At 64.8% G+C, this 19,894-nt stretch carries 20 protein-coding genes, 1 tRNA gene and 1 other RNA gene; 10 read left to right on the top strand and 12 right to left on the bottom strand.

Annotated features, from left to right (window positions below; genetic code table 11):
* Window positions 1-48: 48 nt before the first annotated feature.
* The 4 genes from BKA07_RS19070 to BKA07_RS17520 all read left to right on the top strand — a co-directional run bounded on the left by BKA07_RS19070 (window position 49) and on the right by BKA07_RS17520 (window position 4,667).
* Window positions 49-195, top strand: a complete 147-nt coding sequence (locus BKA07_RS19070; protein WP_209044018.1) for a VOC family protein — start codon at window positions 49-51, stop codon at window positions 193-195.
* A 232-nt stretch (window positions 196-427) separates the two neighbouring features.
* Window positions 428-1,096: a VOC family protein gene (locus BKA07_RS17530; protein ID WP_167952272.1), complete on the top strand. Its 669-nt coding sequence runs from the start codon at window positions 428-430 to the stop codon at window positions 1,094-1,096.
* A 99-nt stretch (window positions 1,097-1,195) separates the two neighbouring features.
* Window positions 1,196-2,026, top strand: a complete 831-nt coding sequence (locus BKA07_RS17525; RefSeq protein WP_342449115.1) for a DUF3152 domain-containing protein — start codon at window positions 1,196-1,198, stop codon at window positions 2,024-2,026.
* A gap of 88 nt (window positions 2,027-2,114) precedes the next feature.
* Window positions 2,115-4,667, top strand: coding sequence for an ATP-dependent Clp protease ATP-binding subunit (locus BKA07_RS17520; protein WP_167952267.1), 2,553 nt, complete (start codon window positions 2,115-2,117; stop codon window positions 4,665-4,667).
* Between the two features lie 135 nt (window positions 4,668-4,802).
* On the opposite strand, the gene BKA07_RS17515 is transcribed toward BKA07_RS17520, so the two are convergent.
* The 3 genes from BKA07_RS17515 to BKA07_RS17505 are packed head-to-tail and all read right to left on the bottom strand — an operon-like array spanning window position 4,803 to window position 8,658.
* Entirely contained in the window at window positions 4,803-5,711 is a 909-nt protein-coding gene (locus BKA07_RS17515; protein ID WP_167952265.1) for a dioxygenase family protein, read from the bottom strand.
* Between the two features lie 5 nt (window positions 5,712-5,716).
* The gene (locus BKA07_RS17510; RefSeq protein WP_167952263.1) at window positions 5,717-6,823 is read right to left on the bottom strand and encodes a maleylacetate reductase; all 1,107 of its coding nucleotides are present in this window, start codon (window positions 6,821-6,823) and stop codon (window positions 5,717-5,719) included.
* A complete protein-coding gene (locus BKA07_RS17505; protein ID WP_167952261.1) occupies window positions 6,820-8,658 on the bottom strand; it encodes an FAD-dependent oxidoreductase in 1,839 nt (612 codons plus the stop codon). Before BKA07_RS17505 ends, BKA07_RS17510 begins: the two co-directional genes overlap by 4 nt.
* Before the next feature lie 252 nt (window positions 8,659-8,910).
* Between BKA07_RS17505 and BKA07_RS17500 the strand changes: the two genes are divergently transcribed.
* Window positions 8,911-9,813 carry a helix-turn-helix domain-containing protein gene (locus tag BKA07_RS17500; protein WP_167952259.1) on the top strand — a complete coding sequence of 301 codons (903 nt, stop codon included), beginning with the start codon at window positions 8,911-8,913 and terminating at the stop codon, window positions 9,811-9,813.
* 9 nt (window positions 9,814-9,822) lie between these two features.
* Here the strand turns inward: BKA07_RS17500 and BKA07_RS17495 are convergent, their stop codons facing one another.
* The 3 genes from BKA07_RS17495 to BKA07_RS17485 form a co-directional block, all read right to left on the bottom strand.
* On the bottom strand, window positions 9,823-10,470 hold the full coding sequence (locus BKA07_RS17495) for an endonuclease (protein ID WP_167952257.1): 648 nt from the start codon (window positions 10,468-10,470) through the stop codon (window positions 9,823-9,825).
* Window positions 10,467-11,288: a YidC/Oxa1 family membrane protein insertase gene (locus tag BKA07_RS17490; protein ID WP_167952255.1), complete on the bottom strand. Its 822-nt coding sequence runs from the start codon at window positions 11,286-11,288 to the stop codon at window positions 10,467-10,469. The genes BKA07_RS17495 and BKA07_RS17490 overlap by 4 nt, the downstream gene beginning before the upstream one ends.
* Window positions 11,289-11,469: 181 nt before the next feature.
* Window positions 11,470-11,757, bottom strand: coding sequence for a hypothetical protein (locus BKA07_RS17485; protein ID WP_245162000.1), 288 nt, complete (start codon window positions 11,755-11,757; stop codon window positions 11,470-11,472).
* 141 nt (window positions 11,758-11,898) lie between these two features.
* Here BKA07_RS17485 and BKA07_RS17480 point away from each other — a divergent pair, with 141 nt between their 5' ends.
* Both BKA07_RS17480 and BKA07_RS17475 read left to right on the top strand, forming a co-directional pair.
* Window positions 11,899-12,555, top strand: coding sequence for a ClpP family protease (locus tag BKA07_RS17480; protein ID WP_167952251.1), 657 nt, complete (start codon window positions 11,899-11,901; stop codon window positions 12,553-12,555).
* Entirely contained in the window at window positions 12,552-13,133 is a 582-nt protein-coding gene (locus BKA07_RS17475; protein ID WP_167952249.1) for a ClpP family protease, read from the top strand. The genes BKA07_RS17480 and BKA07_RS17475 overlap by 4 nt, the downstream gene beginning before the upstream one ends.
* Before the next feature lie 48 nt (window positions 13,134-13,181).
* Here the strand turns inward: BKA07_RS17475 and BKA07_RS17470 are convergent, their stop codons facing one another.
* The gene (locus BKA07_RS17470) at window positions 13,182-13,508 is read right to left on the bottom strand and encodes a helix-turn-helix domain-containing protein (protein WP_167952247.1); all 327 of its coding nucleotides are present in this window, start codon (window positions 13,506-13,508) and stop codon (window positions 13,182-13,184) included.
* Window positions 13,509-13,694: 186 nt separating this feature from the next.
* Between BKA07_RS17470 and BKA07_RS17465 the strand changes: the two genes are divergently transcribed.
* Entirely contained in the window at window positions 13,695-14,723 is a 1,029-nt protein-coding gene (locus BKA07_RS17465) for an iron-siderophore ABC transporter substrate-binding protein (protein WP_167952245.1), read from the top strand.
* A gap of 22 nt (window positions 14,724-14,745) precedes the next feature.
* Here the strand turns inward: BKA07_RS17465 and BKA07_RS17460 are convergent, their stop codons facing one another.
* Window positions 14,746-16,194: a L,D-transpeptidase gene (locus tag BKA07_RS17460; protein WP_167952243.1), complete on the bottom strand. Its 1,449-nt coding sequence runs from the start codon at window positions 16,192-16,194 to the stop codon at window positions 14,746-14,748.
* Window positions 16,195-16,375: 181 nt separating this feature from the next.
* Window positions 16,376-16,471: signal recognition particle sRNA small type (gene ffs, locus BKA07_RS17455), an RNA gene on the bottom strand.
* Between the two features lie 129 nt (window positions 16,472-16,600).
* Between ffs and BKA07_RS17450 the strand changes: the two genes are divergently transcribed.
* Window positions 16,601-16,685 (top strand) — tRNA-Ser (locus BKA07_RS17450).
* 92 nt (window positions 16,686-16,777) lie between these two features.
* Here the strand turns inward: BKA07_RS17450 and BKA07_RS17445 are convergent.
* From BKA07_RS17445 to BKA07_RS17435, 3 genes are all read right to left on the bottom strand, one after another.
* Entirely contained in the window at window positions 16,778-17,311 is a 534-nt protein-coding gene (locus BKA07_RS17445) for a type 1 glutamine amidotransferase domain-containing protein (RefSeq protein WP_167952241.1), read from the bottom strand.
* A gap of 142 nt (window positions 17,312-17,453) precedes the next feature.
* Window positions 17,454-18,413 carry an NADP-dependent oxidoreductase gene (locus BKA07_RS17440; protein ID WP_167952239.1) on the bottom strand — a complete coding sequence of 320 codons (960 nt, stop codon included), beginning with the start codon at window positions 18,411-18,413 and terminating at the stop codon, window positions 17,454-17,456.
* 113 nt (window positions 18,414-18,526) lie between these two features.
* Window positions 18,527-19,387 carry a hypothetical protein gene (locus BKA07_RS17435; RefSeq protein WP_167952237.1) on the bottom strand — a complete coding sequence of 287 codons (861 nt, stop codon included), beginning with the start codon at window positions 19,385-19,387 and terminating at the stop codon, window positions 18,527-18,529.
* Window positions 19,388-19,449: 62 nt separating this feature from the next.
* On the opposite strand from BKA07_RS17435, the gene BKA07_RS17430 reads away from it, so the two are divergent.
* Window positions 19,450-19,857, top strand: coding sequence for a YciI family protein (locus BKA07_RS17430; protein ID WP_167952236.1), 408 nt, complete (start codon window positions 19,450-19,452; stop codon window positions 19,855-19,857).
* Window positions 19,858-19,894 lie beyond the last annotated feature (37 nt).

The following is a 19,894-nucleotide window of genomic DNA, read 5'->3' as shown; positions in this document are numbered from 1 at the left end:
AATCTCACCGGCATGCATTCAGTCAATCCGGTCGCTCAACATTGAGTCATGTTGCTGCCCTCGGGCTTCGACCATCTCGTCATTGCCGTTCCCGATCTCGCTGAATGTGTTGAGCAATCTCGTGCCTTGCTTGCTGTGCGACCCGTTCCCGGGGGCGCACATCCTGGGCTGGGGAACTTCTCGAATGGCGACTGACGCGTCGGACGCCGTTGGTGCTGGGTGGAGTCCAGCCATTCCTCATCGATTGGCAGGACTCTCCTCACCCGGCGCGACAGGCGATGTCCACTGTCCGGCTCGAGCGGTTCTGGGCCACGAGGCCGGATGTGGACACAACGTCTGGAGTTCTGCGATCCTTGGGGGCTACTATCGAGGTTGAGGCAGGAGACACAGAATCCCTGCACGCCACAGTGAAAGGTCCCGGTGGATCATGGACGATCTGAGCACGATTCCCGCCAATCTTGACCACCTCATCATCACGGTGCCCGAGCTCGAAGCCGGGGTCGCCGAATTTGAGCGTCTCACCGGGGTCCGGGCCGTCGCCGGCGGCCGACACCCGGGCCGCGGAACGGCGAACTGCCTCGTCGGTCTGGCCCCGGCGGGCTGGCCCGCGGGCGCCCACACCTACCTCGAGATACTCGGCCCCGACCCGCAGCAGGAAGCCCCCGCCGACGGCACGCTGCCGCTCGACGCGCACCTGGCCGAGGGGCTGACCCTGCAGACCTGGGCGATTCATCCGCATGCCTTCCTCGCCAAGGTCGCCGGAGCCAACACCGAAGGCGTCGACTTCGGCGAGGTGCGCGACATGTCGCGGGAGACCGCCGACGGCACGCTGCTGGAGTGGCGCCTGACGTCTCGGTCCCCGTTGCCGGACAAGGGCACGCAGCCCTTCCTCATCGACTGGGGTGAGTCGAGCCACCCCGCCGAAGCGGGGCTGCCGTCGGTGGAGCTGGAAGAGTTCTCCATCGAATCCCCGGACGCCGCGGCGACCCGTCGTGTCCTCGCTGTGTTGGGCGCCGAGGATGCCCAGGCCGTCGACGGAACCGATCATCGACTCCACGCCCGCCTGCGCGGTCCCGGCGGAGTCCTCGAATTCTGAAGCGGCACCCGGACGAGGAATCGGTTTCGGCCGGTGGTGCTGTGTTCATGGCGTGCTGTGTTCATGAGGGCACGGTGCTGAAACGCTAGACTCATGAGAGTGTCGAGACCTCCCCGCCCATCATCGCGCCCTCTGCGCTCATCACGTCGACCGCTCACCGCCTCGGCGGCGGTTGCCGCGTCCGTGCTCATCGGACTGGGTGCCTGTGCGCCCGAGACCGACACGGCGATGCGACCGACCCCGCGGGCGGCGGAGACGATCGCTGAGGGCGAGGCCTCGACTCCGAGCGAATCGGAGCCTCCGACAGACAGTCCCTCGCCGGGCGAGGCCACGACTCCGAGCGAATCGGGGTCCGCTGCCCCGGACGCGGAGTCGGCCGGTGCCGCCGGCGTCACCGAAGACGACATCGACATGGCAGGCAGCGGCGACTGGGACCGCCCCGGCGACGAGACCGGCCCCAACCGGGACGAGGGGGAAACCTTCGAGGTCGGACTGCGCGTCGAGGACAATCTGCCGATCGACGTCGACGGGGCCGCCGCATTCATCATCACGACCCTGCAGGACGAGCGGGGCTGGCAGGACATCGACGACGTGGCGATCGAGATGGTCGACGAGGGTGAGGACGCGATGATCAGCATCGCCAGCCCCGACACCGTGGACGAGATGTGCCTGCCGCTGCGCACTTTGGGCAAGCTCTCCTGTCGCAACGGCAACAACGTCATCCTCAATGCCAAACGGTGGGTCTCGGCCACCGACGAATTCGATGACATCACCCAGTACCGCCAGTACCTCATCAACCATGAGGTGGGCCACGCACTGGGCCACGGTCACGAATCCTGCCCGGGCCCGGGCGAAACGGCCCCGCTCATGCAGCAGCAGACCAAGGGGCTGCAGGGCTGCGAGCCGAATGGATGGCCCTCGAGCGGGTAGCAGCCAGATCACAGAACCTGTCGGGAATAAGTCTCCGGCCGCTGTCGTTGATTGAGTCATACAGGCTCAACTTTCATAGGAGGTCGGATTGGCCACGTTCTTCGGACCCGCCGGTTCTGGCGGAGATTCCTTCGACGAGTTCCTCGCACGTTTTCTGCAGGGACAGCAGGGCTCCCGCCAGGGGCGCAGCGTCGACATCAACAAACTGCTGAGCAAGCGCAGTCACGAGGTCATCGACAAGGCGGCGGACTATGCCAGAGAGCATGGTCAGTCGGAGGTCGATGCGCTCCACATCCTGCGCACCATGGCGGAGACCGAACCCGGTGTCTCGGCGATCCGGCAGGCGGGTGCCGACCCGCAGCAGGTCGCCCACGCCGTGGAGCAGCGGTTGCCCGCATCCAGCGACACGAAGTCGGAAGGAGCGCTGACACTGACCGGTTCCGGCCAGCGCGCGCTGCTCGACGCCTATCAGGTGGCCCGGGCGTTCGGCTCGACCTACGTCGATCCCGAACACCTGTTCTTCGCGTTCGTGCTCAACCATGAGATGCCTGCCGGTCGCATCCTCGCCCAAGCAGGTGTGACACAGGAGAGGCTCCAGGCCGGAGCCGAAGCCGCCGAGGCGGGCGATCCGCAGGGCGGCACCGGTGCGGGTCACTCGGAAGAGACCATGCTGGAGAGGTTCTCCACCGACCTCACGGCACTGGCCGCCGACGGCGAACTCGACCCCGTCATCGGACGTGGCCAGGAGATCGAGGAGACCATCGAGATCCTCGCCCGCCGCACCAAGAACAACCCGGTTCTCCTCGGCGAGGCCGGTGTCGGCAAGACTGCGATCGCAGAGGGGCTGGCCCAGGCCATCCACACGGGTGACATCCCGGCCCAGCTGTCCGGCAAGCGCGTCATCGCCCTCGACCTGCCCGGCATGCTCGCCGGCACTCGCTATCGCGGTGACTTCGAGGAGCGCCTGACCGGTGCCCTCGACGAGATCGCCGAGGACGGCAACATGATCGTCTTCGTCGACGAGCTCCACACCCTCGTGGGTGCGGGCGGCAACGGCGAATCCAACTCGATGGACGCCGGCAACATCCTCAAGCCCAGACTCGCCAGGGGAGATCTGCACCTGCTGGGTGCGACCACGCTCAAGGAATACCGCACGATCGAGAAGGATTCGGCCCTCGAGCGTCGGTTCCAGCCGGTCCGGATCGGGGAGCCGAACATCGAGGATGCCGTCGCGATTCTCGACGGGCTCAAGGACCGCTACGCCGAACACCACAATGTCACCTACACGCCGGAGGCGATCCGCGCGGCGGTGGAGCTCTCCGACCGCTACATCAACGAGCGGTTCCTGCCGGACAAAGCGATCGACCTCATCGATCAGGCGGGGTCCCGACTGTCCCTGCGCCGCGGGCCCAAGATCGATGCCGAGACTCTGCGCGGCGAGATCAGCAGACTCGAGACCGCCAAGTCCACTGCCATCGGCGAAGAGAATTACGAGCGTGCCGGTCAGATCCGTGACGAGATCGTGGATCTGGGCGAGAAGCTCAAGGCGGCCGAAGACCCGGACGCCTCGGCTCCGCAGGCCGATCACAGTGGCACGACCACCGTCGTGGACTCCGACGAGATCGCACAGGTCGTATCCCGGGCCACCGGAATCCCCGCTGCGAGCATGACCCAGGGTCAGAAGGCGAAGCTGGCCAGGCTCGAGGAGACCCTCCACGGTCGTGTCATCGGCCAGGACGATGCTGTGAACGCAGTGTCGAAGGCCGTTCGCCGCTCACAGATGGGCATGGGAGACCCGAACCGTCCGATCGGCAGCTTCCTCTTCCTCGGCCCCACGGGCGTGGGCAAGACGGAGCTGGCCAAGTCGTTGGCGGCGACCCTGTTCGATGACGAATCGGCGATGATCCGATTCGATATGAGCGAATTCGGGGAACGTCACACCGTCTCACGCCTGGTGGGCTCGCCTCCCGGCTATGTCGGCTACGACGAGGCCGGACAGCTGACCGAACAGGTCCGTCGTCGCCCGTACTCGGTGATCCTCCTCGACGAGGTCGAGAAGGCCCACGCGGATGCGTTCAATCTGCTGCTCCAGGTCCTCGACGACGGTCGCCTGACCGACGGTCAGGGCCGGACCGTCGACTTCCGGAACACCGTCATCATCATGACGAGCAACCTGGGCTCGGAATTCATGGCCGGCAGCACGCCGCTGGGCTTCAGCTCCTCCGACGCGAAGGTCACCGAGAAGGACCTGCGCGCGAAGGTGATGGGCAAGCTCAAGGAGGTCATGCGTCCGGAGTTCCTCAACCGGATCGACGAGACCGTGATGTTCTCCCGGCTCGACCGTGAGCAGCTGCGCGTCATCGTCCGTCTCCAGCTGGAGCAGTCGGTGCAGCGTCTGGCACGTCAGGACATCGGCCTCACGGTCTCCGAGGACGCCGTGGAGTGGCTGTCCGACACCGGGTACGAACCCGAGTTCGGTGCCCGTCCGCTGCGTCGCGTGATCCAGCGCGAACTCGACGACCGCATCGCGGACCTCCTCGTCGACGAGGCGGTGTCCGAAGGTGGAACCGTCAGCGCCACGGTCAGCGACGGGCAGCTGCGCGTGAGCGCGGGGTCACCCGAGGTTCCCGTGGCCGCCTGAGGCGAGGGGCCAGTCACGCCGCGACTGAACCCGAACGGCTGAGAGGCCCGGGTCGAAGGACAGCGTTCCTTCGACCCGGGCCTCTCGTCTGCGCACATCCGAAACGCACCGAGCCCGACTGGCTCCGAGCTCGGCTCACACTCCTTCGGGGGCGAGCACGATGTCGAATCGGGCTCGCGCCCAGGTCTCGTCGCCAAGATCGCGTCCGTCGGGTGCCGGAGTGCCCGACGGCTGCTGCTCGAACTTCTTGATCAGCGATTCTTTGACGCCGAAGACCGTATCGGTCTTCAACAGCTCATCGCCTTCGACGAAGATGTGGGTGACCAGAGTCCGCATCTGCGGTGCGGACACCATGAAGTGGAGATGGCTGGCGCGCATGGGCGAGCGCCCGGTCGCCTCGAGCATCTTCCCCACCGGTCCGTCATCGGGAATCGGGTACGGGGTCGGTGTGAGCGCCCAGAACCGGAAGGCCCCGTCCTTCTCCGAATAGAGATGTGCGCGACCGTAGACCTGTTCGTCCTCGTGCTGGACGTCGTAGAGGCCCTCCTCATCGGCTTCCCACACTTCGATCCGTGCATCCGGGATGGGCGCTCCGTCGGTGTCGCGGACGACTCCTTCGACCCAGCAGGCCTGCCCCGTCCCACCTCCGGCGATGTCGCCTCCGTTCTCGATGGGCGGAGCGTCGTCGACGAAGAAGGGACCGAACACTGTGGCCTCGGTGGCGTCTTTGAAGGGTCTGTTGCTTACATTGATCGTCTGCATCGAGGCACCGAGGACATCGGAGAGGAGAATGAATTCCTGTCTCTTGTCATCGGTGATGTCCCCGACCCGAGTGAGGAACTCGATCGCGGCACTCCATTCCGCTTCGGTGAGTCGGACATCGCGGATGAAGCCGTGCAGATGTGTGACCAGGGACTGGAGCAGTTGTCTGAGGCGGTCGTCGCTGCAGCTGTCGAAAGAGCCGGCGACAGCGGCGGTGAGGCGGCTCTCCACCTCTTCCGGGGTGAGTTCGGCAGCGCTCGCGGCAGTGGGTTCGGTCGACATGTTCGTCATCCTTTCGAGGGTTCGGCGCCCGTGGTGCCGATGTCGGGGAGGCTGAGGGCAGCAGGATCTGTGCCGCGCAGAGCTGCGGTGAGCAGAGCGGTGATCCCTTCTTCAGTAGCAGGGCGGGGGTTGTTCTCCGGGATTGTGGCCAATGACAGTTTCACGGCCTCGGGGATACCGTCCTCTGTGAACCCGATCTCGTTCAGCGCCGTGGGCGCCCCGACCGTCGATCGCAGATTCTCCAGGCCTTCCGCCGCCGAGGCCGTGCCGAACGCGCCGGCCATCCGCGCTTCGGCCTCCGGAGCGGCGGGGGCGTTGAACGCGAGGACATAGGGCAGAATCGTCGCGTGGGTCTGTGCGTGGGGAAGGTTGAAGGTGCCCCCGAGCACGTGCGCGATCTTGTGGTGCATGCCCGAACCCGCCGAGGCGAATGCCACCGCTGCCAGATACGCGCCGTAGAGTGCATGCTCGAGTCCGCCTGCCTGACCTGTGCGAATGGCGGGCAGGCCGTGGCCGAGGACGCGGACCGCTTCGATGGCAAGGGCCTGGTTGATCGGATCTGCTTTGGGCGCCCAGAGCGAATCCACACAATGGGCGAGCGCGTTCATTCCGGAGGAGATCGCAAGCTCAGAGGGCAGATCGGTCAGCAGGTCGGCGTCGTAGACGACGCTGACGGGCAGCACGCGCTCGTCGACTCCCGTTCTCTTGCGGGCGTTTTCGGTGCGTCCCCAGACGTTCGTGGCCTCGGAGCCGGAGAACGTGGTGGGCACGGCGATGATCGGGATACCGGTGGCCAGCGCGATCGCCTTGGCGAGCCCGGTGGCGGACCCTCCGCCGACACTGATCACCAGATCCACCGCATGCTCAACGGACGCGTCCACGGCACGGTCGGCGACCTCGGCGGGAACGTGCATGACGACCTCGGACCACCACAGTGCGATTTCAAGATCGGAGGTGATCCGCGTGGCCTTCCCTTCAGCCGACCCCGAGGCAACGACTAACGGCTTCGAGGCGTCGAGACGATCAACTTCTGACACCAGGTGCTCCGCGGCCCGGCCTGATCCGAAGAGGACCCGTTGGCCGAGAGTGATGTGGGCAAAATCGAGACTCATGCGTGCTCCTTCACTGCAGTTGTGGATGTAGCTGCCGTGTCTGACTGGCGCGACAGCAGCGCGGAAACAGCCGTGACCAGCTGTTCCGCGGGGTTCGCGGGCAGACAGTCCGCTCTCCATGCGATGTGTTTATCGGGGCGGACGAGGATCGCCCCGTCCTCAGCGCAGCCGCGCAGACGGTCCCAGTCGAAGTAGAGATCCGTCATCTCTCTGTCGGGTCCGATGACCACGGTCCCGATCTCCACTCCGAGTCGCTGCGAGGCATCCGCGGCGGCCTGTTCCCAGGCGGCACCCGTGGTGCCCGTGAGAACGGTGAAACGCGCGTACGGAGCAAGGTCGTGGGTCGAGTGCTTCTCCTTCCAATTGCCTACCCAGGCGTGAGGCAGTCGCACCCCGGGATCCGTGCAGGCCTGGTAGTAGAGTTCGGGATCACGAGGGTTCGACGTGGGTTCACGACCGTCTGGCACGACAGCGGTGGAGGCGTAGCGTTGGCCGAGTTCGACCCCGTGGGCGTTGAATTCGTAGTTCTTCAGCTCCATCGCTTCACGCACCTTGGTCCGGGTGCGAGCTCCTTCCGGGGTGCGCTCCTTCCTCGAGGCGATGGCTGAGTTCATCTCCTCCGCCGACTGTCCCGGCTTGAGACCGAGCGCATCGAAAAGTGCTCCGAACTCCCGGCCTGACTGATTGGCCCGAGTGACGATCTGTTTGGCCACGGGTGCGCGTTCTGTGCTGTATGTCTCCAGCAGATCCGGCCCTGCCTGCCCCCTGAGCACGGAGGCGATCTTCCACGCGAGATTGTAGGAATCCTGGATGGAGGTGTTCGAACCGAGGCCGTTCGACGGCGGATGTTTGTGCACGGCGTCACCGGCACAGAAGACTCGCCCGTTGTGCAGATGAGCAGCGTATTGCTCGTTATTGCCCCAGAGGGAGACTCCGGTGATCTCCGCCTCGAGATCGGGGACACCGATGAGGTTGCGTACGACCTGAAGCGCATCCTCATCGGTGACTTCGGGCGCTCCCTGACTGATGTCGAAGCCCCAGACAATGAGCCATTCGTCCCAGGGGCGAACCATTCTCACCAGGCCCGCGCCGATGCCGCCGATGTTCGATCCGGGTTGGACGACCCAATAGAGGACAGAGGGGCGATGACCGACGAATTTGGTGAGATCCGTTTTGAAGGTGATGTTCATCGATCCGGCGATGTCCATCTCACCTTCCATCGGCAGGTCGATGTCGGAGGCGACCTTTGACCGGGCGCCGTCGGCACCGATGAGGTATTTGGCTCGAATCGTGTACTCCCGGCCGGTGACTCGGTGGAGGACCCGCACGCTCACCCCGGTTCCGTCCTGGGTGTGGGAGAGGTATTCGGTGGAGAACTCGGTCTGCGTCCCCCTCATCGTCGCGTTCTTCACGAGGATCGGCTCGAGGTACGTCTGAGGAATGTCGCAGTTGAGCGAGGGTGAGGCAAGCTCGTAGTCAGCGTGACGAGACGGATGGTTGCCCCAAGCGAGGATGCGCCCGATCTCGTCGCCGGCGATCGAGGTGCAGAAAACGGTGTCGCCGATCATCTCGTGCGGTGTCGCCTCCGCGAGCACCTGTGCCTCGATCCCGACGTCGCGGAAGATCTCCATGGTCCGCTGATTGGTGATGTGGGCGCGCGGGGTGTTCGCCGTCCACCGGTACTTGGTGATCATGATGTTGTCCACGCCGAGGGTCGAGAGGAACAGGGCTGCTGACGACCCGGCAGGTCCTGATCCCACGATGAGGACATCGGTGTCCACGACCTCGGAGTTCGGGGTCTGCGTCTCTGCTACCCCGTCATTGAAGATGACCATTGCGGCACCTCGACCTTTCCTTGCTTCATTGCGTGGCGTGTGACGCCCGGAACTGAACCCAGTGTGCTCTGGAGCACAGCGTGTGGGCGAGTGGGGCGGACGATATGGCGGATTCCGACAAAAACGGGCTCCGGGACATCTGATCCTGCGGACGGCTACTATGGGGACATGTCCACGGCGGCCACCGGCAGCAACCAATTGCAGCCGGGTTCTTCACCAACAAGGACCCGGTTCTCGACGGATACTGTTCCCGTGGGCCAGAAGGTTGAGGCGTGGGAACGACATCATGCCACTTCTCTGATCGGACTGCGCACTCAACTGCACGATCCTGGTCGGCTTCGTGCAGAGACCGCCACTCTGGAGTGGCCACAGCTCCGCTTGGCGAAAGTGCTTGCCAGTCCGCACACCGTGCGCAGAGAGGCCGAGGACATTGCCGCGCACCCGGTATCGGGACTGGTCGCCTACGTCCCTCTGGATGGGCACAGCACATTCTCCCATCACTCCGGCAACGTTGATATCGGCCCGGGCCGCCTCATGCTGTGCGACGGGGACAGCAGATTCTCGCGTGACCTCTCACAGGGTGTCAACGAACTTGTCATCCACGTGCCCAGGGACACCCTCAATGGGCTCACTGGTCTCCGTTCGATCCGATATGCGGTGGCCGTCGACCTGGAGTTGAGCCCCACTCTGAGCTCGGCCGCGCGCGAGTTCGTGGCACTCGCCGACAGTGCATTCGGGTGGGGATGCACGGGGTCGACGTCGGAAAACAGAATCCTCGACCTGGTGACGAGCCTGGTTGCAGATACAGTCAAGGGACGCGACCATCTCCACGAGGCGATGAACGCTATCGCTGACGGACATCGGGAGCCGGATCTCTCCGCTGGAGTGCTGGCCGGGCGCATCGGCGTGTCCGAACGTCACCTCTCCCGGCTCTTCGCAGAGGTTGGACACAGTGTCCCGCAGGCAGTGCTTGCGGCACGACTCGAGAGTGCACAGAGCCTGCTTTCCGATCCCGAATCAGCGTGCATCGGCATGGCAGAAGTGGCCTTTCGCTCGGGATTCAGATCCCAGGCGCAGTTCTCGCGCAGCTATCGGTCGCGTTTCGGCATGGCACCGCTGCGGCACCGGAGGGTGCTCCTGTCCGTCACCGCTTGAGTGAGCAGCTCAGTCCTCCAGCATCCCCGGATCACGCGCCACCCGCACGAGCGCCGCAGCCAGACTCGAGAACTCGTCTCCGTCAACCAACTTGCCCATCTCGCTCGCGTCGTCGGGAAGCCTCGCGGCCCGAGCGCCCTTGAGTACGAGCTTGTCGGCATACGGTCGGACCTCCGGCCACACCTGCTGTGCCTCACGCAGGAAGATGCTCGCCCCGGTCGGACCGATCCCGGTGAATTCCTGCAGGAGCTTCGAGATCCGAGTCCCATCGCCCTCGGCCTCATCGTGCAGTCGCCGCAGATCGCCCTTCCATCGGTCGATGAGCAGTGCGGCCGCCTCGTCGAGGCGGGTGGCCGTGCTCTCGTCGTAGCGACGATATCCGCCGCGGCCCAGAGCATCGACCCGTTCCTGCCACGTGCTCTCCCGCAGATGTTGGGGTGTTCTCCACCCGGTGGAGAAGAGCTCGCGGGCGGTACGCACGGCGATGTCCGAGCTGATCCGCGTCGACAGCAGCAGGCTGAGCACGAGGAGCTGCCACAGTGGAGCCGGCTTGTCGCGCAGCGTGATCGCGGCCTCGGCCGCGAACGTTCGACCGTGCTCGTCGATCAGGTGCCGTGCGAGGCCTCGTTGTGTGCTCTTGTCGGCTCGTGTGCTCATGACCGCGAGGATAGACCATCCGGCTGAACGGTCGTCGCTTCGTCCTTTTCATCGACCTTGAGGATCCGATTGAGTACGAGACGTTCTCCCAAGGTCCAGGCCGTCGTCGTCATGAGGTAGAGCGTGGCCGCCAGAGGTACGAACAGTGCGATCACAGCGGTCATGAACGGCATGAAGCTGAGCACCCGCGTCAACCCCGACAGATCGGGTACCGCGGGCCTGTCAGCACTGGAACTCTGGACGGTGGGCGTCTGGGGCATATCGGGCGTCAGCAGGTGCCGCGATATTGCTGCGACGACGGCGATGACCGCGACGATGACCGTGAAGACCCCACTTGAGACCAGCGTCAGGTCGCCTGACCCAAGGAGGCCGATGAAGCCGGCATTGAGTGGGACGCCCAGCAGGGAGTGGTCGAGGAGTTCATTCGCATGCCCGCCGATCGTGGACTGGATGAAGATCCCGTAGACGGCCATGAGCACCGGCATCTGAGCCAGAACGGGCAGGCAGCCCGCCATAGGTGAGGCCTTCTCCTCCTTGTAGAGTTCCATGACCTTCTGCTGCATCAGTTCGGGATTCTTCTTGTGGCGGGTCTGGATCTCAGAGATCTTCGGTGCCAGTCGGCGGCGGGTGATTCCGGCTCTGACCTGGGACAGTCCGACAGGAATGAGAAGGCAGCGGACGGCGATCGTCAGCACCACGATGGCCAGCGCGGCACTGACCGTACCGGCCAGCGGCTCGAGCAGAGCCGTCAGCCAGGTGACGATCCAATAGGCGGCATTGACGAGGAATTCAATGGGTGGAAATTCGTAGATGTTCAAGGTGAGCGGCCCTCCTGGGGCGCTGCCGGTGCGCACAGATATGCCAGGCAGCAAGTGTGGTTACGTCATGGGTGTTCGATGTCAGAACGACGCATGGCGGCACCACGGGCAAGCTGGTTCGAGGAGCAGGCAGGAGTGACGTCGGAGACCGTGCATCAAAGCACGAAGAAGGGCGCGTCGTTCAGGCGAAGGCGGGAACGACGAATGACGGGGCTCTGGCCTGAACGGTCCCGGGAGTGCCGGGTTCCTCGGGCATGCGGTAATCGCGGACCTCTGCCCGCTCGCCACGTGTCCAGGGTCCGTGCGGGGCGAGGGACAGCACTCTGACGAGGGCGGCTGCCGCCCAGGGCGCGATCGGTGACAGGAGCGCCGCGCCCAGGAGCACGAGGACGACCAGATGGGTGGGTGACTGCGGAATGATCGAATCGGCATCGGCGCTCAGGAGCACGACGATGAACTGAACTGTCATCAGCAGCATTCCGGTCGACCTTCCAGAGGGATACGTCGGTCGATTCTATCACGCAGACCGCGCCATCTGCTCACAGCGGCACCCTCCCGCCCAGAGCGGAAACACCTTCCCGGCGATCGCACCGTGCCTCACAGTGGTGGCATGAACACACGAATCGCAGTCCAGAATGCGCCCAGTCCGCAGAGCCCGATACCGCCGAGGTGGTCCGAAGCTGACGAGACCACCACCGCCATCCCCGAATCCCAGAAGATGCTCTACGCCTACCGTTCGGTGGTCTTCAACGGAGAGCTGCGTGATGAGAACGGCATGGAGATCATCTCCCGCCTCGTCCTCCTCTCCGCCGAGGATCCTCGCAGCGACATCCACCTGTGGATCAACTCTCCCGGCGGATCGGTGCCGATGATGCACGCGATCGCCGACACGATCGAAACCCTGCCCAACGATGTGGTCACGGTGGCGTTCGGATGGGCCGCCTCGGCGGGGCAGTTCGTGCTCATGATGGGCTCGCCCGGCAGGCGACTCGCCCTGCCGCACGCCCGGATCCTCCTCCACCAGGGATCGTCCGGCATCGGGGGAGCCGCCGCCGACATCGAACTCCAGTCCGGGGACCTGCGCAATGTCAGGGACTCCGTTCTCAACCGCATCGCCGAGGCGACCGGGAAGACCTACGACCGCATATTCGACGATTCCCTGCGTGACCGGTGGTTCACCGCCGAGGAGGCGCTGGACTACGGACTCATCGACGACGTCGTCGGCTCACCGGCCGACCTGCTCGGCGAGATCGGAGCCACACGATGAGCCAATACACGATTCCCAACGTCGTCGACCGCTCGGCCAGCAGCGAGAAGATCGTCGACGTCTACTCGCACCTGCTGGGCAACCGCATCATCTACCTCGGCGTGCCCATCGATGACGGAGTCGCCAACACCGTCATCGCCCAGCTGCTCCACCTCGAGGCGAGCAGCCGGGAAGTGCCGATCCAGATGTACATCAACTCACCCGGCGGATCCCTCACGGCCATGACCGCCGTCTATGACGCGATGCACCACATCGGCGCACCGGTGGCCACCACCTGCGTCGGACAGGCCGCCGCCGACGCCGCGGTGCTGCTGGCGGCGGGGGAGCCCGGTCAGCGTTCGATGCTCGGACACGCTCGGGCCGTGCTCCGCCAGCCTCACGCCGAGGGCGCACGCGGGACCATCCCGGACCTCATCGTCGCGGCCGACGAGATCGCCCGGCAGCGGCGTGAGGTCGAGCAGATGCTGGCGAACGGGACCGGGCGGAGCGTCGAGCAGATCCACGAGGATCTCGACCGGGACCTCGTCCTCGACGCACGGGCGGCGAAGGACTTCGGCCTCGTCGATCAGATCCTCTGAGACCTCGACGAGGCAGGATGTCACAACTGAGGCCGTCGCTCGAGCGGATCAGGCAACGAGCGAGAGCTGCGCCCTGCCTCCGAACTGGGCCATGGGCGCAACCCTGGGCACCGACTGCGATGCGAGGATGAGCACCTGGGGGAGCGCCAGGCCGAGGACCACGGCAATCGCCTCGATGACTTCGGACGAAGGATCCTTGAGTCCGCGTTCGACTTCGGACAGGTACTGGGTCGAGACACCGGAGCGCTCCGACACCTGAGCCAAGGTCAGTCCCAGTTCGGTTCGGCGCAGCCGCAGCACCCGGCCGAGCGTCTCGCGCCACAGCAGCGGCGGGGACTGGTCGTCATGTCCGTCCGTGACTCGAAGTGGATCCATGATGCGATCCTAGGAGCGATCCGGCCCGGTGACGAGGGTTTCCGCTCTGAGCAGATGGCTCGCCTGCTCGGGGCAGCCCGTGCCGGTCGGGCTCGCGGAGTTGCACCGACACTGCAATGTTAAGTTAGGCTGTCCTATGTTAAAGCGGAGGTCGATCGCGATCCCCCAACAGTCGAAAGGGCACGAATGTCAGCTCATCTCTCTCGCCGGGCCATGGCCATAGGTACCATCGTCACGCTCGCCTTCAGTGCGAGCGCCTGCAGCCAGGACTCGGCGAGCCCGGAGAAGTCTGCTTCGAGCGACTTTGAGACCGTCACGATCGAGCATGCCCTGGGCAAGGCCGTCATCGAAGCCGAACCCGAACGCGTCGTCACTCTCGGACAGGGATCGACAGAAACCGCCATCGCGCTGGGGAAGACCCCCGTCGGGATGGAGGAATACGCTTGGGGCAGCGATGAGACCGGCTATATGCCCTGGATCCACGAAGCGGTGAAGGAGAAGGGCGACGAGCTGCCCGAGCAGTTCCAAGGTGACACCGAGCTCGACGTCGAGGCTGTCGCCGAGCTCCAACCCGACGTCATCCTCGCACCCTGGTCGGGAGTGACCGCCGAACAGTACGAGCAGCTCGACGCCATCGCCCCGACGGTGGCCTACCCTGAGCAGCCGTGGACCATCGAATGGGATGAGCAGATCACGACCATCGGCAGGGCACTCGGTCACGAGAAGGAGTCGGAGGGGCTCGTCGACGACATCAAGACGCAGCTGTCCGAGGCGAAGCGTCCCGAATACGAGGGCCTGACGTTCTCCTACATCTACAATGACGGACCGGGCACACTCGGCGTCTTCTATCCCGACGAGCAGCGAGTGGCGATGGTCTCGGCGCTGGGTCTGACACCGGATCCCGTCATCGACGAGTTGAAGAAGCACTACGATGCGCCGGGCACGGACTCCGCGCTCATCGGACTCGAGAACGCCGACAAGCTCGATGATTCCGATCTCATCTTCACGTTCTACTCCGACGAGAAGAGCAAGAAGGAGATCGAGGCCCAGAGCGTGTACTCGAACATCCCTGCGATCGAGGCCGGCGCCGTCGTCGCTCCCGAGGATCAGGCCTTCGTCACCGCCTCGTCGATCCTCAACCCGCTCACCGTCCCCTGGACGCTGGAGCGCTACGTGCCGATGATCGACGAGGCCGCGAAGAACGTCGAGAAGTAGCCGGGAGAGTGCGTCGGCCCGATCAGTCGAGTGCGCTCAGCTTCGTCCACTCGTCCCAGTCGTAGACCCAATCCGAGATGTCGCTGGCCGAGGTGGACAGGCTGACGTTCGAACCGGTGATCTCGACGGGGTCGCCGAAGATCGCGGAGTCGTAGTACTGCTTGGCCCGCGCGGTCGAGAGGTTGATGCAGCCGTGGGAGACGTTCGCCGATCCCTGGACACCGGTCGACCAGGGCGCGGCATGGATGAACTCGCCGTTGTTGTGGATGCGCACGGCCCACCGCACATCGGTTTCGTAGTCCCACTGCTCCGAGGTCATCGTGTAGTCCGACGCCTTCGACATCACCACGTGGGTGCCGTTGTAGGACGGGGACTTCTTCGCGCCCAGTGAGGCGGGGAAGTCCATGACCTCTTTGCCCTCCCGGGTGACGACCATGCGGTGGGTCTTGGCGTTGGCCTTGACGACCTGCTTGCGGCCGATTTCGAAGTCGAGCGTGAGGTCGTTCTGGCCAACGGTCCCATCGGTGGTGGGGACGTTCTTCAGCGGGGCGTCGACGGAGACCTTCGAATGCGCGGGCCAGAACTCCTTGGGCCGGAAGTGCAGACGCGATTGCGGATCGTCGGGAAGCCACGCCCACGAGCCTTCGACCTTGCGCTTCTTGCCGTTCTCGTCCGTGACCTTGACCGACAGGCGGTGTTCGACGTCATCTCTGTACTCCTTGCCCACGGAAGAGGCGAAACTGAGGATGATCGGTGCGCCCACCCCGACGGTCTGGTCGTCGGCGAGGGTCGTGCGCACCGACATCGGCGAGGCGTCGCCGGCGGTGACGTCGACCGTCGAACTGAAGTCGTGTTCCTCTCCATCCGCCGAGGTGGCCGTGGCCGAGAGCTCATATGTGCTGTCGGCGACGAGGTCGTAGGCCGAGACCCAGGCCGCGGCGTCATCGGGGGCAGTGACCGAGTGCTCGGCCGGGGCCTGACTGCTCTCGGACGCCTCACCCGAAGCGCTTTTACTCGGCGTCGAAGAGGTCGATGAACCGGCCTCTGCGTCCTCGGTGCTGTCATCGGCTGCTTCGAGTTCGGTTCCGTCGGTGTCGAAGAAGGTCCCCGGGTCGACCGAGATGCGCGGATGCTCGGTATCGGTGATCGAGACGTCGCTGAGCGTCGCGTCTTCGACGCTGAGGCTGATGCGCTCGCCCGGGCCGACCTGAGTCTTCGTTCCGGAGTCGACGACCTTTCCGTTCTGCTCCGGAGTCGGTGTCCCGGTGCTCGTGGGCTTCGCGGTCCCTGCTTCGGCTTCGGCTTCGGCCTCGGAGACGGTGCCGAGCCGGAACACCGGTTCGGCGGCCGCCTCGGCAGACTTCGCGCCATCGCTTGTGGCATCGGGGTCTGAGCCGGTGGGGGTGCAGGCTGTGAGCAGAGCGATTGCCGATAAGGCAGCAACCGCCCCCTGGAACTTCGTGGGTGACAAAACAGGGATCCTCGTTCGAGCAAAGGGATGAGAGCTGCAGACCATGGTAGTGAAGCCAAATCACGAAAGCATTAAAGATTGGGCCGAAATCGCGGAGAAACGCTCGTCTCTCGCCGTTCAGCTGAGCTCTGACCTGGGCTGACATGGGGGAGGGGGAGTTGTGGAATTGTGACCTTGAGAAACGAAGGACTCCCCGTGCACCCGCCAGAGCTCGCTTACCCTTGCTGCCTTCCGGCCCTGGGGGAGTTCACAAGATGACGCCGCACGGGGAGCCATCGGCCAGTGTAGTCGAGAGCCTGGTCAGGGCACAAAACGAGGCGGCGACTTCACCTGCGCTTGGTGTGATGGTTCACACTCGGCCGTGTGGATTTCGCATTGTCGATACGACTCGGATAGGCTGTCTCGCGGAGGATTCGCCTAGTGGCCTATGGCGCTCGCCTGGAACGCGGGTTGGGTTAACGCCCTCAGGGGTTCGAATCCCCTATCCTCCGCAGAGAGAAGAAGGCTCCCATCCGAGATCATTCGGATGGGAGCCTTCTTCGTCAACGCCAGCCTGCACGGGCGCTCGATGTCTGTGACCGCATCAGCCCAGCGCGTTCGCGACGGCCGAGTTGAATGCGTCGAGATCTCCGGGGTTGCGGGAGGTGATGAGGTTGCCGTCGATGACGACCTCGGAATCCTCCCACGAAGCACCGGCGTTGATGAGGTCGGTCTTCGTCGAGATGAACGAGGTCAGCTTCCGGCCCTTGGCCTCACCCGATTCGGCGAGAATCCACGGGGCGTGGCAGATCGCCGCCACGAGCTTGTCGGCCGCGAAGAATGCCTTCACGAGAGCCACCGCGTCCTCATCGAGGCGCAGGGCATCGGCATTGAGCGTTCCGCCCGGAAGCACGAGCGCGTCGAAGTCCTCGACCGTGGCATCGGAGACGGGAACGTCGACGGTGAATTCGTCGGCATGGTCCCAATCGCCGTTCATGGCCTGCAGAGTTCCCTCGGACGGGGAGACGATGACCGTTGTCGCGCCCGCCTCGTCGAGCGCTCCGCGAGGACTGGTGAGTTCGACCTGTTCGACTCCGCGGGTGAGGAGGAATGCGACCTTCTTGTCTGAGATTGCCATAGTGATTCTCCTTAGTAGTTGTCGGGTCCAACTCGTCAGCTCGAAGTGCTGATCGTCGGTGTCACAAGGGGGAACACCCCATACCGGCAGCGATATTCCTGCGGGCGTGTCGCCACCGGCCGGGTTCCGCCGCCGACTGGAATCAGCTCCCGAGGAATCGGCGCTGGTCGCCTGTGAGGGGATCGGCGTCGACCCGGAGCACGACTTTGCCGGCAGGGTGGGAGTCGCCGAGGAATCGGTAGGCGTTCTGGACCTCGTCGAGAGCGAAGACCGCGGCGACGGGCACGTGCACATGCCCGTAGGCGATCGCCTTGGCCAGCCACGCGAGGTCACCGCGCCTGGCGGTCGCTTCACCGTCGACGTGGACTCCATGGTTGTCGGCGACCTGCGGCCCCGCTCCGATCGAATTGATGCGTGCGGCGGGGATGCCGAGGTTGAGGAGCCGAACGATCTCGGCCTCGTCCTGGGTCGAGAAGGCGGCATCGATGCCCTCGGGAGCCGTCTCGCGCAGGCGGGCCTCGAGTCCCTCGCCGTAGGCGATGGGTTCGATGCCCAGATTGCGCAGCACCGGGTGGTTGACCTCGCTGGCCGTGCCGATGACGCGGGCTCCCACATTGGCTGCCAATTGGGCGGCGATGATGCCGACTCCGCCCGCAGCCCCGGTCACGAGGACGGTCTCGCCCTCGCTGATCGCCAGGGCACGGATGCCGGCGATCGCGGTGCGCCCGGTGATGTAGAGACCGCCGGCCACCTCGGTGCCGAGGCCGCGAGGGATCCGGTCGAGTCGCTTCTCCGGGTCCCGGATGAGCAGTTGTGTGGTCTGCGACCGGTGCGGTCGGCCCCCGAAGACAAGGTCTCCGGGGGAGAAGCCGGTGACCCCCTCGCCCACGCTGTCGACGACACCGGAGAAATCTGCGCCGTTGCCCTTCGGACCCGTGGCCTCCCCGAATTCGCCGGAGATGACTGCCCGGTCGACCGGATTGAGTCCCGCATAGCGGACGGCGACGCGGACCTCTCCCGGGCCGACGGCGGGGGAGTCCTTCTCGACGATGTGGAGCTGATCGATATCGCCGTTCTGGGAGTACTGGACACTGCGCGTCATGAGGGATGCTCCTAGCTGCTCGGTATGCGTATCCGCCATAACCATGTGCGGCCGCGAGTTGTTCCCCGACGCCCTCGTCGATGGAACAGCGTCGGCCGAACAGCGTTGACGGATCAGCTGAAGCTCGGGAAGTCGAGCTTGTAGTGGACGTTCGAGCCGGTGACCGATGTGACCTTCACCGTGCCGTAGCGCTTCTCGCCATAAGCGGTGACGTTGCACGACGCGGAGCCCTGTTTCGAAATGATCATCAGGTCGTTGAGGCATTCGACCTCCTCGACCGTCGTCCCCTGCTTCGAGTACGCGTCTCGGATGTCGTCTTCGAGCATGGCGGCAGGAATCTCGCCGTTGCCGTGCTCGTCGATCTCGAATCCGGGATCGCCGGAGCCGGCGTCCTCGCCGCTTGAACTCGAAGATCCCTCGCCCGCCGAGGTTGACGTGCCCGAGGCCGACGTCGCATCCGACGAAGCCGACGCCGCATCCGACGTGGACGTTCCCGAATCGGAGGACGAGGAGCCGTAGCCCGAGCTCGTACCGTCGTTCGAGGCCGTCCCCTGACCCGATGAGGTGTCGGGGGCATCCTCGGTGACGGCGTCGTTCGTCTCAACCTCGTCGGACCGCGTCTCGCCCGCCCGGTCCTCATCGGAGCTCGCGTCAGATCCGTCCCTCTCCTGCGCTTCTGTCTGATCCTGCGCCGGGTCGCCGAAGGAGACGTGCATGTCGCAGGCCGACAGGGACAGTGCCGCGGCGGCGGTGCCGGCGACGGCGATGGACCGAATGAGCTTCGTGGTCTTCATGGTGGACTCCTGATGACGTGAGGTCGTGTACATGATCACTTTGTCAACGGAATCCGCCGAGGTGGGCGTGGAGGTGTTCGCATTCGGGGACTCGTGTTCCAGGTCGGTTACAAAGGCCCATCGGAGACAATCCGTGGAAGAATCGAAGAAGATCTCGCCGAGGATGTCGAGAATGCACATGTGGCTCCGTCCCGGGGATGTCTGCGAAGTTCGCGACGAGCAATTGTTCAGAGGAGAAGACCATGGCCAAGTACCTGATGCTCAAGCACTACAAGATGGCTTCCGAGTACATGCAGTACACCCCGATGGAACAGTGGACGCCTGCCGAAGTCGACGCGCACATGACATACATGAACGACTTCGTCGACAGGCTCAAGGAGACCGGCGAATACGTCGACTCCCAGGCGCTCTCACCCGAAGGCACCTTCGTCCGATACGACGGTGAGGGCAAGCCTCCGGTGACCGACGGCCCCTTCCCGGAGACCAAGGACCTCATCGCAGGATGGATGGTCATCGACGTCGAATCCTACGATCGGGCGCTCGAACTGGCGGGCGAGCTCTCGGCAGCACCGGGTGCCGGCGGCGAACCGATCCGGGAGTGGCTCGAGCTGCGGCCCTTCATGGGAGTCACGCCGAACACCACGGACTGAACACCACGGATTGACCACCACGGATTGACCACCACGG

The organism is Brevibacterium marinum, from assembly GCF_011927955.1.
Classification (GTDB): Bacteria; Actinomycetota; Actinomycetes; order Actinomycetales; family Brevibacteriaceae; genus Brevibacterium; species Brevibacterium marinum.
Note: the sequence above shows the minus strand (reverse complement) of the source record. Positions and strands in the feature narration are given on the sequence as shown.

Bases quoted from the DNA above. Each gene is read 5' to 3' on its own strand.
- BKA07_RS17505 (WP_167952261.1), bottom strand. From the start codon at position 8,658: ATGGTCATCTTCAATGACGGGGTAGCAGAGACGCAGACCCCGAACTCC.
- BKA07_RS17465 (WP_167952245.1), top strand. From the start codon at position 13,695: ATGTCAGCTCATCTCTCTCGCCGGGCCATGGCCATAGGTACCATCGTC.
- BKA07_RS17475 (WP_167952249.1), top strand. From the start codon at position 12,552: ATGAGCCAATACACGATTCCCAACGTCGTCGACCGCTCGGCCAGCAGC.
- BKA07_RS17440 (WP_167952239.1), bottom strand. From the start codon at position 18,413: ATGACGCGCAGTGTCCAGTACTCCCAGAACGGCGATATCGATCAGCTC.
- BKA07_RS17435 (WP_167952237.1), bottom strand. From the start codon at position 19,387: ATGTGCATTCTCGACATCCTCGGCGAGATCTTCTTCGATTCTTCCACG.
- BKA07_RS17445 (WP_167952241.1), bottom strand. From the start codon at position 17,311: ATGGCAATCTCAGACAAGAAGGTCGCATTCCTCCTCACCCGCGGAGTC.
- BKA07_RS17485 (WP_245162000.1), bottom strand. From the start codon at position 11,757: ATGACAGTTCAGTTCATCGTCGTGCTCCTGAGCGCCGATGCCGATTCG.
- BKA07_RS17480 (WP_167952251.1), top strand. From the start codon at position 11,899: ATGAACACACGAATCGCAGTCCAGAATGCGCCCAGTCCGCAGAGCCCG.
- BKA07_RS17530 (WP_167952272.1), top strand. From the start codon at position 428: ATGGACGATCTGAGCACGATTCCCGCCAATCTTGACCACCTCATCATC.
- BKA07_RS17430 (WP_167952236.1), top strand. From the start codon at position 19,450: ATGGCCAAGTACCTGATGCTCAAGCACTACAAGATGGCTTCCGAGTAC.
- BKA07_RS17495 (WP_167952257.1), bottom strand. From the start codon at position 10,470: ATGAGCACACGAGCCGACAAGAGCACACAACGAGGCCTCGCACGGCAC.
- BKA07_RS17510 (WP_167952263.1), bottom strand. From the start codon at position 6,823: ATGAGTCTCGATTTTGCCCACATCACTCTCGGCCAACGGGTCCTCTTC.
- BKA07_RS17515 (WP_167952265.1), bottom strand. From the start codon at position 5,711: ATGTCGACCGAACCCACTGCCGCGAGCGCTGCCGAACTCACCCCGGAA.
- BKA07_RS17470 (WP_167952247.1), bottom strand. From the start codon at position 13,508: ATGGATCCACTTCGAGTCACGGACGGACATGACGACCAGTCCCCGCCG.
- BKA07_RS19070 (WP_209044018.1), top strand. From the start codon at position 49: ATGTTGCTGCCCTCGGGCTTCGACCATCTCGTCATTGCCGTTCCCGAT.